Origin of the sequence: Streptococcus sp. 2021WUSS126, assembly GCF_044427255.1 — a bacterium.
Taxonomy (GTDB): Bacteria; Bacillota; Bacilli; order Lactobacillales; family Streptococcaceae; genus Streptococcus; species Streptococcus hashimotonensis.
This window is the reverse complement of record NZ_JAOTGI010000024.1, coordinates 18,564-32,438: the sequence shown is the minus strand read 5'-3', so window position 1 is coordinate 32,438 and position 13,875 is coordinate 18,564. Positions and strand designations below refer to the sequence as shown.

At 41.8% G+C, this 13,875-nt stretch carries 10 protein-coding genes; 7 read left to right on the top strand and 3 right to left on the bottom strand.

Annotated elements, in window-relative coordinates; genetic code table 11:
- Positions 1–183, bottom strand: a 183-nt coding sequence (locus tag ODU39_RS08670; protein ID WP_398581437.1) for a hypothetical protein, incomplete at its 3' end; no start/stop codon positions are given.
- Here ODU39_RS08670 and ODU39_RS08665 point away from each other — a divergent pair.
- From ODU39_RS08665 to ODU39_RS08645, 5 genes are all read left to right on the top strand, one after another.
- On the top strand, positions 182–883 hold the full coding sequence (locus ODU39_RS08665; RefSeq protein ID WP_024406738.1) for an ABC transporter ATP-binding protein: 702 nt from the start codon (positions 182–184) through the stop codon (positions 881–883). The genes ODU39_RS08670 and ODU39_RS08665 overlap by 2 nt on opposite strands.
- A gap of 11 nt (positions 884–894) precedes the next feature.
- Positions 895–4,260 carry an FtsX-like permease family protein gene (locus tag ODU39_RS08660; RefSeq protein WP_398580232.1) on the top strand — a complete coding sequence of 1,122 codons (3,366 nt, stop codon included), beginning with the start codon at positions 895–897 and terminating at the stop codon, positions 4,258–4,260.
- Positions 4,261–4,359: 99 nt separating this feature from the next.
- Complete coding sequence (polA, locus tag ODU39_RS08655) at positions 4,360–6,996, top strand: DNA polymerase I (protein WP_398580233.1); 2,637 nt, start codon at positions 4,360–4,362, stop codon at positions 6,994–6,996.
- Positions 6,983–7,765, top strand: coding sequence for a glucose-6-phosphate isomerase (locus ODU39_RS08650; RefSeq protein ID WP_398580234.1), 783 nt, complete (start codon positions 6,983–6,985; stop codon positions 7,763–7,765). The genes polA and ODU39_RS08650 overlap by 14 nt, the downstream gene beginning before the upstream one ends.
- Before the next feature lie 235 nt (positions 7,766–8,000).
- On the top strand, positions 8,001–8,429 hold the full coding sequence (locus ODU39_RS08645) for a CoA-binding protein (protein WP_105139741.1): 429 nt from the start codon (positions 8,001–8,003) through the stop codon (positions 8,427–8,429).
- A 304-nt stretch (positions 8,430–8,733) separates the two neighbouring features.
- On the opposite strand, the gene ODU39_RS08640 is transcribed toward ODU39_RS08645, so the two are convergent.
- Positions 8,734–9,576 carry a DUF975 family protein gene (locus ODU39_RS08640; protein ID WP_398580235.1) on the bottom strand — a complete coding sequence of 281 codons (843 nt, stop codon included), beginning with the start codon at positions 9,574–9,576 and terminating at the stop codon, positions 8,734–8,736.
- Positions 9,577–9,825: 249 nt separating this feature from the next.
- Here ODU39_RS08640 and tgt point away from each other — a divergent pair, with 249 nt between their 5' ends.
- Positions 9,826–10,968, top strand: coding sequence for a tRNA guanosine(34) transglycosylase Tgt (gene tgt, locus ODU39_RS08635; RefSeq protein ID WP_044763490.1), 1,143 nt, complete (start codon positions 9,826–9,828; stop codon positions 10,966–10,968).
- Between the two features lie 441 nt (positions 10,969–11,409).
- Here the strand turns inward: tgt and ODU39_RS08630 are convergent, their stop codons facing one another.
- Positions 11,410–12,495 carry a Xaa-Pro peptidase family protein gene (locus ODU39_RS08630; RefSeq protein ID WP_105256707.1) on the bottom strand — a complete coding sequence of 362 codons (1,086 nt, stop codon included), beginning with the start codon at positions 12,493–12,495 and terminating at the stop codon, positions 11,410–11,412.
- A gap of 209 nt (positions 12,496–12,704) precedes the next feature.
- On the opposite strand from ODU39_RS08630, the gene ccpA reads away from it, so the two are divergent.
- Entirely contained in the window at positions 12,705–13,709 is a 1,005-nt protein-coding gene (gene ccpA / locus ODU39_RS08625; protein ID WP_004298830.1) for a catabolite control protein A, read from the top strand.
- Positions 13,710–13,875 lie beyond the last annotated feature (166 nt).

Genomic DNA, 13,875 nt, shown 5'->3' with positions numbered 1-13,875 from the left:
ATGAACTTTAATCTGATCTAGCATGACTTTTCCCCTTTTATTTTTAGTGTAACATAAAAAATAACCCACCACAAAATGTGATAGGTTAGTTAACTTAATGACATTGGGTGAGAATCCCTCTTTTGTGCTATAATAAGTAGTAAGAATACAGTTGTTAGGAAGAGAAGAAGCGAGGTGTGCCATGTCCTACATCCAAGTAAAGAATTCGTCAAAATACTACCAAATGGGGGATGCGACCATTGTGGCAAATGACGGTGTGTCCTTTGAGATTGAAAAGGGGGAGCTGGTCATCATTCTTGGCTCATCGGGTGCGGGCAAATCCACTCTGCTCAATATTTTAGGTGGCATGGATAGCAATGACGAGGGGGAGGTTTGGATTGACGGTGTGGATATTGCCAAGCTTTCAAGTCATGAATTGACCAATTATCGTAGAGATGATGTAGGTTTTGTCTTTCAATTTTATAACTTGGTTGCCAATCTGACCGCCAAGGAAAATGTGGAACTGGCAGCAGAAATTGTCAAGGATGCTTTGGATGCCGAGGAGGTCTTGGAACAGGTCGGACTCGGTCACCGTATCAATAATTTCCCCGCTCAGCTTTCAGGCGGCGAACAACAACGTGTGGCTATTGCCCGTGCTGTTGCAAAAAAGCCTAAAATTCTCCTCTGTGATGAACCGACAGGTGCCCTGGATTATCAAACAGGTAAGCAGGTCTTGCAAATCCTACAAGATATGTCCCGCAAGCAGGGGGCGACGGTGATTATCGTTACCCACAATAGTTCCCTAGCCCCTATTGCAGACAGAGTGATTCGAATGCGGGATGCCCGTGTACACTCCGTTGAGTTACACGCAGAACCACAGGATATTGCAAGCCTAGAATATTAGTGGGTGAAACTATGAAAAAGAAAATCTACTGGAAGGATATGAGACAATCTCTGCTTTCTTCCAAGGGGCGTTTTTTGTCCATATTTAGCCTGATGATGCTAGGAGCTCTAGCTTTGACAGGTCTGAAAGTAACAGCTCCCAATATGGAAAAGACGGCCCAAGCCTATATAGCCAGTCATCGAACGATGGATTTGGCAGTAATTTCAGGTCTGGGACTTAGCCAAGCTGACCTTGACGAATTAGAAACGATAGAAGGTGCTACTCTTGAAGCGGGCTACTTTAAAGATGTAGTTACTAATGAAGGCCAGACTGCAATTCGGCTGTTTTCAGCTCCCAAGACCCTATCGACCTATAAGCTAGTAGAAGGGGAAATGCCCAGTCAAAAGGGGCAAATAGCCCTATCAGCTTCTTTAAAAAATCGTTACAAATTGGGCGATACTGTTCAAGTGACGGAGTCTGATAAGGATGGAAAAATCTTGACACAGACAAGTTTTACTCTTGTGGGCTTTGTCGCATCAGCAGAAATTTGGGACAATGAAACCATGGGCATGGCTGCAAGTGGTGATGGGCAGTTAGGTGGCTACGGCCTTGTTAGTCAAGATACCTTTAAATCAGAAGTTTACACTATTGCCCGTATTCGCTATGATGATTTGGTTGATTTACCATATTACAGTCAGGCCTATCAAGACAGGTTGGACCAGCACCAAGAAGACTTAGAAAAGTTATTGGCTAACAATGATGAACAACGATTGGCAGCTATTCAGTCAGATGGACAGACAGATATTTCAAAAGGGGAAGAGGAAATTGCTCAGGCTCAATCCCAGCTTGAACAGGCAGAGTCAGAACTGGAAACAGGGGAGGAGCAATTAGCGACAGGTCGTAGAGAGTTTGCGCGTGGTAGGGCTAAGGTTGTCCAAACGGAAGCTGAATTACGAGCTGCCCAAGCCCAACTATTAAAAAATAAGTTTGAATTGGAAGAAAGTAAAAAGGAATTGGATGGGCGTAAGGCTCAATTAGAACAGACTGCTTCGTTTCTAGACGGCTATCAGATGGAATTAGAAACGTCAGCCCAGCAGTTAGAAAAGGCCAAGCAAGAATTGGATTCCCAAAATGCCCAACTGAGTCAGACCGCATCTCAGATTTCCACAGGGCGAGCTAGTTGGTTTCAAGCTCAGCAAGAGTTAGACCTTGAAATTGCCAATCACTTGCAAGAAGGCCAAACCCTCTCAGACTATCCTGACTTGTTAGCTAGACAGGCAGGTTTGGATGTTGAGAAAAGCCGATTAGACCAAATGGAATCTGCACATGAGCAGGCCAACCAAGCCTATTTACAAGGTTATGATTACTATCAAACCAAACAAAATGAATACAATAGCAATCTAGCCCAGTACCAAACTTGGAATCAAGAATATCAGGCAGGTTTGGCCCGTTATCAAGCAGGTTTGAGTCAGTATGAACAAGGCATTGCAGCCTACAATAAAGGAGTAGAAGACTATGAGTGGGGACTGAGCCAGTTAGAGTCTTCAAATCAACTGCTCCGTCAGGAAGAACTCCGTTTGGAGGAGGCTGATAAAGAGTTAAGTCAAGCTCAATCCCAATTTTCTGAAAAGAAAGCTTCGGTCGATCAAGAAATTAGCCAAGCTCAAACCGAGATTGCTCAGGCTAAATCCGACTTAAGTAAGCTGGAAAAAGCGCCTTATCAGGTCTATACTCGAACAAGCCTACCAGGTGGGGATGGCTATACTACCTATAGCAATGCGACTAGGTCTATTGCAGCAGTGGGCAATGTCTTCCCAGTTGTTCTCTACCTTGTCGCAGCTCTAGTGACCTTTACCACCATGGCCCGTTTTGTCGACGAAGAGCGAACCCAGTCAGGTCTCTTCAAGGCCCTTGGCTATACGAATAGACAGATTATGGCTAAGTTCATTCTCTATGGTTTGGCGGCAGGTCTGGCAGGAACAATAGTCGGCATAATAGCAGGTAATCTCCTCTTGTCTCCACTTATTTCCAACATTATTACGCAGACAACCGTGATTGGACCAGCTAAACTTCATTTTTATCCCCTTTGGACAGGTTTAGCCTTGCTCCTGTCTCTGGCTTCCTCGGTCCTGCCAGCTTACTTGGTGGCTCGTCGGGAACTGACAGAAAAACCTGCTCAGCTACTTTTACCTAAGCCACCGGTTACAGGCTCCAGCATTTGGCTTGAAAAATGGCCGGCTATCTGGTCTCGTCTAAGCTTTACCCATAAGGTGACAGCCCGCAATATCTTTCGCTACAAGCTTCGTATGCTTATGACCATCTTTGGAGTAGCAGGGACCGTCGCCCTTCTTTTTGGAGGACTGGGTATCCGTTCCTCTATTTCAGGAGTTGTCCAACGACAGTTTGGGGAGCTGATCCATTATGATATGTTGGTGGTGGAAAATAGCAGAGCTACTGAGGAAGAGTTGGATAAGTTAACACATTTTCTTCAGTCAGATCAGGTTCGCCAATCCTTGCCAGTGGCTTTTGAACAGCTCAATCAAACGGTGGAAGAAAACAGTCAGAGAAAGAATCTATCGATTAGTCTCTACATTTCAGACCGTCGGGATTTTGGAAATCAAGTCAGTCTGGAAAGTTCGACAGGTCAGCCTATTAAACTGAGTGATAGGGGGATTGTTCTCACAGAAAAATTGGCGCAAATCTACGGAGTTTCAGTTGGTGATAAATTATCACTGACCTTGGAAGATAAGGAAGTTTCAGTCAGGGTAGAGGCTGTGGCTGATATGTACGCAGGGCATTTTATCTATATGACAGATAGCTACTACGAACAAGTGACAGGCAAGCAGAAGACTGCCAATGCCTATCTGGTTCAGTTGAAAGACAGTCAATGGGGGCATATTCAGACTCTTGCAAGTCAACTCCTAGCGATGCCAGCAGTCAGAAGTTTGGTTCAAAATACTTCTCTTATAGACATGCTTACCACGATTGCAGGCTCGCTTCAGACCATCATGACCATTCTAGTCATTCTATCCATCTTGCTTGGCTTGGTTATTCTTTACAACCTTACAATTATCAATATGTCTGAACGGATTCGTGAATTATCTACCATCAAGGTACTGGGCTTCCACAATAAAGAGGTGACCATGTACATCTATCGTGAAACCATTGCCCTTTCGCTGATTGGTATGTTGGTTGGACTGGTTGGCGGTATTTATCTCCACAAGCTCCTTCTTGCCATGATTGGTTCGGACAGTATCCGATTCAATCCATCTGTCGGACTAGAAGTCTATCTCATTCCTATCTTAGCCATTAGTGGAATTTTGGCTGCTCTTGGTTGGTACATCAATCATCATCTGAGAAAGGTGGATATGTTAGAAGCACTAAAATCTGTTGAGTAATGTTTATCACACGGAAAATCCTAGTCACTGACTGGGATTTTCTATTATTCCAGCCCTCCCTAGTCTACTAAAACATACGTTTCATGCTATAATAGAGACATGAAAAAAAATAAATTATTATTAATTGATGGCTCTTCGATAGCCTTCCGTGCTTTCTTTGCACTTTATAATCAAATTGATCGTTTTAAGAGTCCGACAGGCCTTCACACCAATGCTATCTACGGCTTCAATCTCATGCTAGACCACATGATGAAGCGGATTGAACCGACCCATATTCTCGTGGCTTTTGATGCTGGAAAGACCACTTTCCGTACGGAGATGTATGCAGACTATAAGGCAGGTCGTGCCAAGACTCCAGATGAATTCCGTGAGCAGTTTCCTTTTATCCGTCAGATGTTGGATGCCATGGGAGTCAAGCATTACGAACTGGATCAGTATGAGGCAGATGACATTATCGGTACCTTGGACAAAATTGCAGAGCGGACAGACATTCCTTTCGATGTGACCATTGTTAGCGGTGATAAGGATTTGATCCAGCTGACTGATGAGAACACCGTAGTCGAAATTTCCAAGAAAGGTGTAGCCGAATTCGAAGAATTTACCCCAGCCTACCTCATGGAAAAAATGGGGATTACCCCTACTCAGTTTATTGACCTCAAGGCTCTAATGGGAGATAAGTCCGATAACATCCCTGGGGTGACCAAAATCGGTGAAAAAACAGGTCTAAAACTCCTGACAGAATTTGGTTCTTTGGATGGTATCTACGAAAACATTGACAGCATGAAGGGTTCTAAGATGAAGGAAAACCTGATTGCTGATAAGGAGAAGGCCTTCCTATCTCGTACACTTGCTACCATTGATACTCAGGCACCAATCGAAATTGGTCTGGATGACATTGTTTATCAAGGTCCTAAGGTGGATGAACTGGGACAATTTTATGATGACATGGGCTTCAAGCAATTAAGGGCTCAGTTAGGTACGACCAGCTCACAAGAGGAAGCGGTACTCGATTTCCAAATCGTAACGGAAATCAGCCCCGCTATGCTCAAACAAGACCAGTTTTTCTATTTTGAAATCTTGGGTGAAAATTATCACCGAGAGGATTTGGTTGGTTTAGCTTGGGGGGATAAGGAGAAAATCTATGTCGGAGGGCCTGAGCTACTTGATAGTCCAGTCTTACGTGACTTTTTAGAAAACCAAACCATAAAAATATATGACTTTAAGCGTGGAAAAGTTCTTCTAGACCGAAAAGAGATTAAGCTACCTCTAGCTACTTTCGATAGCCGTCTAGCCAAATACTTGCTTTCCACCGTTGAGGACAACTCCCTAACAACCATTGCCAACCTCTATGGTCAGACCAGTCTTGTTCCAGATGAGGCAGTTTATGGCAAGGGTGCTAAGTTAGACTTGCCAGAACGCGAGGTCTTTTTCCCACACTTGGCACGTAAGGTTCAGGTTTTGCTTGAGACAGAAGCGCCGATGCTGACCAAATTAGAAGAAAATCAGCAATTAGATCTTTTGTTTGACATGGAGTTGCCACTGGCAAATGTTTTAGCTAAGATGGAAATTGCTGGTATTAAGGTGGAAGCTGAGACTCTCAAAGCTATGCAATCTGAAAACGAAGTTTTGATTGACCAGTTGACCAAGGAAATCTATGAACTAGCTGGTCAGGAATTTAATATCAATTCGCCTAAGCAGCTTGGGACCATTCTCTTTGAAGATATGGGCCTACCGTTGGAATATACCAAGAAGACCAAGACAGGCTATTCAACAGCAGTGGATGTCTTAGAACGATTAGCGCCAATTGCACCAGTTGTTTCAAAAATCTTGGAATACCGTCAGATTACCAAGCTTCAATCAACTTATGTAGTCGGCTTGCAGGATGCCATTTTAGAAGATGGTAAGATTCATACCCGCTATGTACAGGATTTGACACAAACAGGTCGCCTATCTTCGACGGACCCTAACTTGCAAAATATTCCTGTTCGTCTAGAACAAGGGCGCTTGATTCGTAAGGCATTTGTGCCATCGCTTGAAAATAGTGTCCTTTTAGCATCGGACTATTCACAGATTGAATTGCGCGTCTTGGCTCATATTTCTCAGGACCAGCATTTGATTGAGGCCTTCCAGCAAGGTGCAGATATTCACACTTCGACAGCTATGCGGGTCTTCGGTATCGAAAAAGCTGAGGATGTGACACCAAATGACCGTCGGAATGCCAAGGCTGTAAACTTCGGTGTCGTCTATGGTATTTCAGATTTCGGTCTATCCAATAACTTGGGGATTACACGTAAGGAAGCTAAAGCCTATATCGATACCTATTTTGAACGCTTCCCAGGAATTAAGAATTACATGGAAACCATTGTTCGTGAGGCACGTGATAAGGGTTATGTAGAGACGATTTACAAACGCCGTCGTGAATTACCAGATATAAACTCTCGCAATTTCAATGTCCGTAATTTTGCGGAACGGACAGCCATCAACTCACCGATTCAGGGTTCGGCCGCAGATATTCTCAAAATAGCCATGATTAATCTTGACAAGGCTTTGACTGAAGCAGGTCTTGCGACACGTATGTTATTGCAAGTACACGATGAGATTGTTTTGGAAGTCCCAGTGGCAGAGCTAGAAACAGTAAAAGCCATGGTAAAAGAGACCATGGAATCGGCGATTAGCCTGTCTGTGCCATTGATTGCGGATGAAAATGAAGGTTCAACATGGTATGAAGCAAAGTAAGAAAGGAAAAAGTATGAAAAAATTAATTCTTTGTATTGGTCTATGTAGTCTTCTGCTTGCAGGTTGCGGAAAAGCATCGCAGAAGACTGAGAAAACACCAGCTTCTTCAGGGGAAGAGTTTTCAACCACCTTACCGATTTTGCAAGAAAAGCAAGATACTACGAACGAACAGTTCAATGTTTTAGCAAATGCAGAGCTTGTAGCTGTTAATAGTACACCACCTACTGACGAAACACAAAAAGGCCACAAGATTTATGCGGCCAATAATGGTGTTGCTGAAAAAGATGAAAATGGGAACATCAAGGAATTTTTCCGTTATTATGATGTGCCATCTACTTGGACAATTAATGCAGAAAATACTAAGGATGAGACAGTCGCTGCAGTCTATGATGTTAAAGAAGGTTCCAGCAATTACATGGTCCAACTCTATAATATCAATGCTTTTAATCAGTCTCCATTGGAAGAAGGTCGCAATATGACGCCGGAGGAATTAGAAGCACGGATGGTTGAAACAAATCATTCTTTCAATGAAAAGACGGTTGTCACAATCAATAGTCAGGAATGGCAGGTTGGGCGACAGTTATTAACAGATCAAAAATTAGCTCGTCTGACTTTTTATCGGATGGAATCGACAGCTGCTTATGACGACTCCGTGGTTGTTGGTTCAATCTATTATTCCTTAGATCCAGGAGATGATAAAAAGCGTACCAATCTTAAAAAGGTTATCGGCCAAGTTAAGGATGTTGTGTACCAAATTGCTAAAAAATAATCAGGATAAACAAGCTAAGTTAGTATAGTCTTTTAGTTTACTTTTAGTACTAGGCAACGAGCCGCAGGCATAACTGGAGTTAGGCAAGGCGAGTTAACGAAGTAATAAAAGAAATACTAAATGACGATAACTAGTTAGATTATTCTAGATGAACTGACAAGATTGTGTTATAGTGTTCTCTATTCATTAAGCTTTTATTGATTCTAACATTTAATATACATTAAAGGAGGTATCTATGTCTTATTCCTTCCAAAATCCTAGTCAGGACATTATCTTTGACTATTTGAAAAATGCTAAGACTATTGCGGTGGTCGGTTTGTCTAGTCGAGAAGAGACAGCAGCCTACCGCGTTTCCAAGCTCATGCAGGAAGCGGGCTATAAAATTATTCCAGTTAATCCCAAGGCTGCTGGTGGGACTATTTTAGGCGAGTTGGTCTATAGTAGTCTAGCAGAGATTGACCAACCTATTGATATTGTAGATGTTTTCCGCAGAAGTGAATTTTTACCAGAGGTAGCACAGGAATTTATCCAGTCGAATGCCAAAGTTTTCTGGGCTCAACTTGGATTAGAAAGTCAAGAAGCAGAAAAACTGTTGCGTCAGGCAGGTTGTAACGATATTGTCATGAATAAATGTATCAAGATTGAATATCTTGAAATGAAATAACAATACTAGTAAGTCGGGTTATATTTATCCGACTTTTTTCACCGAAAAAGCAGCTCAATGAACCATTGAACTGCTGGATGACTCTAAGTGAGGAGCGCTTAGAATTGGAACAAATTACTACACATGGCGTAAAAATAGAAAGGAAGAAATCTGCTCCAATACCAAGCAGGCTAAATAGTCCTTTGTCGCTCCTCAGTCATAGTATAACACAATCCAACTGTTTGCACCAATTATTGATATATTTTTTTCTTAAATATCGACACAAAAACTTATATAAAAATAAGAGCAAATATCGCTCTTATTTTTATACGTAACTCATTTTCTTAGCCTGATCATCTAAAATTTCTTCATGGAAGTGCATTTGTGCAGCATAGTGATACGGCCATACATATAGACCTGCCAATCCAAATGTAATAATGACAAGAAGGAACCAACCAATGAAAGATAAATCAAGTGTAAAGCGTTTGAATTTGTAACCTTTCATCAACTTTCGGCTAGACCGAATGATTGAAAAGGCGCCTGTATATTCCTCGCGTTCCAATTGTTCAAACAAGATATATTCTACCTGTGAGTAAGCATAGATTTGTGGAATATAAAGAGCCAACCCTAAAAGCATAAGTAAGATGCCTCCCATGGTCATTAATCCCAGTATGGCAAGGATTTCCATAGGGAGTGCATTAGGGTCCAAGGTTTGACTGGATGCAGCTATAATCGTAATCATCGTTCCAGCACCGATAAGTAGACCGATACCAAGGTAAAACAGGATCCCCCAAAGGAAGAGCAAGAAACTTTTTAAAATGTAAGTTCGAAAGATTTTCCAGAAATCTTTATGATTGAAAATGCTCAAGGAATCTTTGAATGATGTGGTAGTTTTGCCCCCTTTGATGATATTGAAGATAGTCCATATGACTGATAATGACAACATTCCTAGTAGCAATCCGTAAAATATTGGAAACAAAGAGGTAGAAATAAAGTAGCTAGGACTAGCAGGTTCCTCAGCCGACACTCCAGCAAGGCTATTGCGAGAGAAAGAAATTAACTGAACGATAACAGAAATAGTGACGGGGATGATGGCCACTTGATAGATACCAGGTGTCTCGTTTAGTGTTTGGCGAGCCCGCTCACGTATATTAGAAATTGTAAACATCTACATAACCTCCTTACCCAACATTGTAACATAATTCTAGATGACAAGCTAGGCTTTTTTTGATAGACTGGAAGGTGCTGTGGTAATTTGTCAGTTTGTTGTGATGCGCCTATCTATTTACTGTTAAATAAGTAGAAGACAAGGTAAATACCGCTGAAATAAGCGAGAACATTTAAGACATTCTGATGGATTAGACCATGCAAGATTAAATTCCTAGGACTGTTTTTCCTAGCGGGAGGTAAATAAAATATGACAGATGTTCCAATCAAGTATCGCTTGATTAAGAAAGAAAAGCACACAGGTGCACGTTTGGGTGAAATTATTACCCCACACGGGACCTTTCCGACCCCCATGTTTATGCCAGTTGGGACTCAGGCAACGGTAAAGACCATGTCGCCTGAAGAATTGAAAGAGATGGGATCGGGAATTATCCTATCCAATACCTATCATTTGTGGCTTCGTCCAGGTGATGAATTGGTGGCGCGTGCAGGTGGTTTGCACAAATTTATGAACTGGGATCAACCGATTCTGACTGACTCAGGTGGTTTCCAGGTTTATTCTTTGGCGGATAGTCGCAATATCTCAGAAGAAGGTGTGACCTTCAAAAACCATCTCAATGGTAGTAAGATGTTCCTGTCACCTGAAAAAGCTATCTCTATTCAGAACAATCTTGGCTCTGACATTATGATGAGCTTTGATGAGTGTCCGCAGTTCTACCAGCCTTATGACTATGTAAAAAAATCCATCGAAAGAACAAGTCGTTGGGCAGAACGTGGTCTCAAGGCTCACCGCCGTCCGCATGACCAAGGCTTATTTGGTATTGTACAAGGTGCTGGTTTTGAAGATCTTCGTCGCCAATCAGCTCATGATTTGGTTAGCATGGATTTTCCAGGTTACTCTATTGGAGGATTGGCTGTTGGTGAAACACACGCTGAAATGAATGCTGTTCTGGACTTCACGACTCCTCTTTTACCAGAGAATAAACCACGCTATCTCATGGGTGTTGGAGCACCAGATAGCTTGATTGATGGCGTAATTCGTGGGGTTGATATGTTTGACTGTGTATTACCAACACGTATTGCGCGTAATGGAACCTGTATGACCAGTCGTGGACGTCTTGTAGTGAAAAATGCTCAGTTCGCTGAGGACTTTACACCGTTAGATCCAGAGTGCGATTGCTACACATGTAAAAACTATACACGTGCGTATCTCCGCCATTTACTTAAGGCCGACGAGACATTTGGTATTCGTTTGACAAGTTATCACAACCTCTACTTCTTGATTAATTTGATGAAAAATGTCCGTCAAGCAATCATGGATGACAACCTTTTGGAATTCCGTCAAGACTTTATGGAAAAATACGGTTACGGTAAAAACGGACGTAATTTTTAGATAAAACAGCCTTCTTTGTGGACTTAGCCTTGTTCTCATACTCAATGAAAATCAAAATCAGACTAGCTCCAAAGGTTTGAGGAACCTTTGGAGGTTGGAGATAGAGCGAACGTAGTTCGTTTCTACTTACGCAGATAGAACCCTGTTACTATTTTGTTTCAAGGTAACAGGCTGAAAGGCTCCACTGGAGCCTTTCACTCATCAAATCAAGTCAACATCGTCTGATTTTGATTTTCGAAGAGTATCAGTTACATCTTCTCAAGATTTGGTTAGACACAAATACAAATAAATAGAGCATACGATTATGAAACTCCTCGGTAACATGATCGTATGCTTTTATTTTAATACTTGGCTTCACAGCACTTCTATTTAATGTTCTTTGAAGATCAAAATGAACAGTTGTCAACGAGCTTTGATGAGTGAAAAAACGATTGGTCCCCATTACCCTTCAAAATACAGTAATTCTTTTGGTGTTTTTGTAAAGACTTCAAAGCCATTTTTGGTAACGTAACCACAATCCTCGATACGAACACCAACTTTTCCAGGGATGTAAATACCAGGCTCGACAGAGAAACACATACCTTCTTCGATGACCAAATCATTGCCTTCCATAATTGATGGGAATTCATGGACATTCATTCCCAAACCGTGACCGAGTCGGTGGTTGAAGTACTCGCCATAACCTGCTTTTTCAATCACAGAGCGAGCGGCATAGTCAATTTCACTAGCGGTCACACCAGGCTTAATCATATTAACTGCAGCCATATGAGCCTCTAAAGTTAAGTTGTAAATATCCTGTTTAAACTGGTCTGGCTTACCGACAGCGACAGTCCGTGTCATATCAGACGTATAGCCCAAAGCTTCCACCCCTAGGTCGAACAATAGCAGAGCATTATTCTCGATTTTGTTTGTTGAGGGAATACCATGTGGATTTGCGGCATTGTCGCCTGTTAAGACCATGGTCTCAAAGCTCATTTTTGAGATGCCTTGCTTCTTCATTTCAAATTCAATCTGAGCAATAATATCCGTTTCGGTTACGTTGAGTGAGATATTGTTAAACCCAACCTGCATAGCCTTATCCGCAAACTCTCCAGCAACCAGCATTTTTTCAATTTCATCACGAGACTTGATCAATTTCATAGTATTAATCAGAGGTGTAATGTCTGAAAATGGTTGGCTAAATATAGACTGAAGACCATGGTAGCGGGTTAAATTCAAATTATCAAATTCTGCACCGATTGCTGAGAAAGATTTTTGTGGCAATTTGCTCTTGATAATCTGCCATGGATTTTCTGAGTCCATATAGCCGGCTACAGGAAAGTCAACAGTCGCAACCGCACGTTCTACATCCAAGGCAGGGAGAAAGAGTAGTGAGTCGTGGTCAGGCATAACAAAGAGCATCATGTGGCGCTCATGAGGATCGCTATGATAGCCAGTCAGATAATAGATGCTAACTGGATCAGAGAAGATGGCCAAGTCCATTTTGTTGGCTTCTAAGTAGGATTTAACATGATGTAATTTTGACATAGTGGAGACCTTTCTAGCATGTAGTGGTAAAAAAAGTGAAAGTTTCGTTTATTATATAGACTATTGTTCCAAAAAATGAAAAAAATTGCAAGTATTATCAAAAAAATGGTGTTTTTCTCTTGAAAGTGGTTTCAAAAAGTGATACACTATACTTGAGTGAAAGCGTAATTTTCATAGAACTAGAACTATTGAAAGGGAGTACATAACGTATGTTAAACACTGACGATACGGTAACGATTTATGACGTTGCCCGCGAAGCAGGTGTATCCATGGCGACAGTATCGCGCGTGGTAAATGGGAATAAAAACGTAAAGGAAAATACTCGTAAAAAAGTATTAGAAGTCATCGACCGTTTGGATTATCGTCCGAATGCTGTTGCACGTGGCTTGGCCAGCAAGAAGACTACCACTGTGGGGGTTGTGATTCCAAATATTGCTAATGCTTATTTTGCAACCTTGGCCAAAGGTATCGATGATATTGCCGATATGTACAAATACAATATCGTCCTAGCAAACAGTGATGAAAATGATGAGAAAGAAATCAATGTAGTAAATACCCTATTCTCAAAACAGGTGGACGGAATCATTTTCATGGGCTATCATTTGACAGACAAGATTCGTGCGGAGTTTTCACGCTCACGTACACCGATTGTTTTAGCTGGTACCGTGGATTTGGAGCACCAATTACCTAGTGTCAATATTGACTATGCTGCCGCTAGTGTTGATGCAGTCAATCTGTTAGCTAAGAACAACAAGAAAATTGCCTTTGTATCAGGGCCGCTTGTAGATGACATCAATGGCAAAGTTCGTTTTGCAGGCTACAAACAAGGCTTGAAGGACAACGGAATCGAGTTTAACGAAGGATTGGTTTTTGAATCCAAGTATAAATACGAGGAAGGCTACGCTCTAGCAGAACGTATTTTGAATGCCGGAGCAACTGCAGCTTATGTTGCAGAAGATGAGATTGCTGCTGGTCTATTGAATGGTGTCAGTGATATGGGCATCAAGGTTCCAGAAGACTTTGAAATCATTACAAGTGATGATTCCCTAGTGACCAAGTTTACCCGTCCAAACCTGACCTCTATCAATCAGCCGCTATACGATATTGGTGCAATTGCTATGCGCATGCTCACCAAAATCATGCATAAGGAAGAGTTGGAAAACCGTGAGGTAGTTCTTAACCACGGAATCAAAGTACGGAAATCAACTAAGTGATAAATATGGGAGTAGCCGGATAAGATATCTTATTACTCCGCACCCTCACTCTATCAAACATTATAATCATTTAGTTTATCTTTTATTACTTCGACGAGCGAGGAAACATTTCCAACCTAGAACAGCCTTTAGGCTGTTCTAGCAACCAGCAGCTATTGAGGCAAAC